At 67.9% G+C, this 1,159-nt stretch carries 1 protein-coding gene; it reads right to left on the bottom strand.

The annotated features are described in order from the left end of the window. Positions 1 to 35: 35 nt before the first annotated feature. The gene (locus tag HNQ52_RS16780; RefSeq protein WP_183962467.1) at positions 36 to 953 is read right to left on the bottom strand and encodes an IS110 family RNA-guided transposase; all 918 of its coding nucleotides are present in this window, start codon (positions 951 to 953) and stop codon (positions 36 to 38) included. Between the last annotated feature and the right edge of the window lie 206 nt (positions 954 to 1,159).

The following is a 1,159-nucleotide window of genomic DNA, read 5'->3' as shown; positions in this document are numbered from 1 at the left end:
CGGATGAGCAACTGTCTTGCGCCGACCCGTTGGTGCTATGCCCTTGCAGTGGCCCGCATCTCATCGCGACATCGCGCATTGAGGACGGTGAGCATCTTGCGCATGCAGGCCACGAGGGCGACCTTGCCGGGTTTGCCGCGCGCCCGGAGCTGTTGGAAGTAGGCCCGGATCGAGGGCTCGAAGCGGATCGCGCTGAGCGCGGCCATGTACAAGGCCGTCCGCACGCTACACCGACCGCCCCAGATGTGGCGTTGGCCTTTCATCGTGCCGCTGTCGCAGTTCAGCGGCGCAATGCCGACCAGCTTGGCGATCTTGCCGCGATCCAGCCGGCCCAGCTCGGGCAGTTGCGTGAGCAGCGTGGCACGCAGGACCGGCCCCAGGCCCTTCATGCTCGTCAGCGCGGCCGTGACGTGCGGCGCCATGCGCTGGCGCAGCTGGGCGTCCAGCGCATCGCGTTCGGCACGCAAGGCATCGAGCGAGCCCTGGGCCAGCGCGCGGACCTGCGGGTGGTCGAGCATGGCCAGCTGCTGGGATTGCTGCTGCAGCAGGCGGACCACCTGCGTGCGACGCTGCACCCACGGCAGCAAGGCCGCGCGCCAGTCCTCCAGCGGTGTGTACGGACGCAGCTGCTCGATGGCACGTGCCATCTGCGCCAGGCCCCGGGCATCGAGCTGATCGGTCTTGGCCAACTGGCCCGTGGACCGGACGAAGTCGCGCGCCTGCCGCGGATTGACTCGGCAGATCCACAATCCCGCCGCCGCGCAGGCCTGCAACACCGCCATCTCGTATCCGCCGGTGGCCTCCACCACGATGCGCAACTGGCCCTGCTTGAGCAGCCACGCCAGCAGGGCGTCGATGCCCGCGCCGGTGTTGCCGAAGGTGCGAACCCGCTGCGTCTGCGTCGACGCCACGTCCAGCCGGGCGCCGCTGACATCGATACCGATACCGATCATGGAATCTCTCCGCTAGAGTCAGGATGCCGAGAGACTCACGCCAAGCCCTGCCTTATCGGTGCGAAACGAGTTCAGGCAACTGTTCGGGCGTTCGTGAGGTCCGGCCAGCCTCCCAGGCTCATCCACGGTCGCAAGACCCAGGGTCTATCGGGTGGGCTGGCCGGCTCTCGGCACCTCGACAATAGCGAGGGGCGAAGACATAAGGG

Source organism: Chiayiivirga flava (assembly GCF_014202825.1).
GTDB classification, from domain to species: domain Bacteria; phylum Pseudomonadota; class Gammaproteobacteria; order Xanthomonadales; family Xanthomonadaceae; genus Chiayiivirga; species Chiayiivirga flava.
This window is presented reverse-complemented; position numbering and strand designations above follow the sequence as displayed.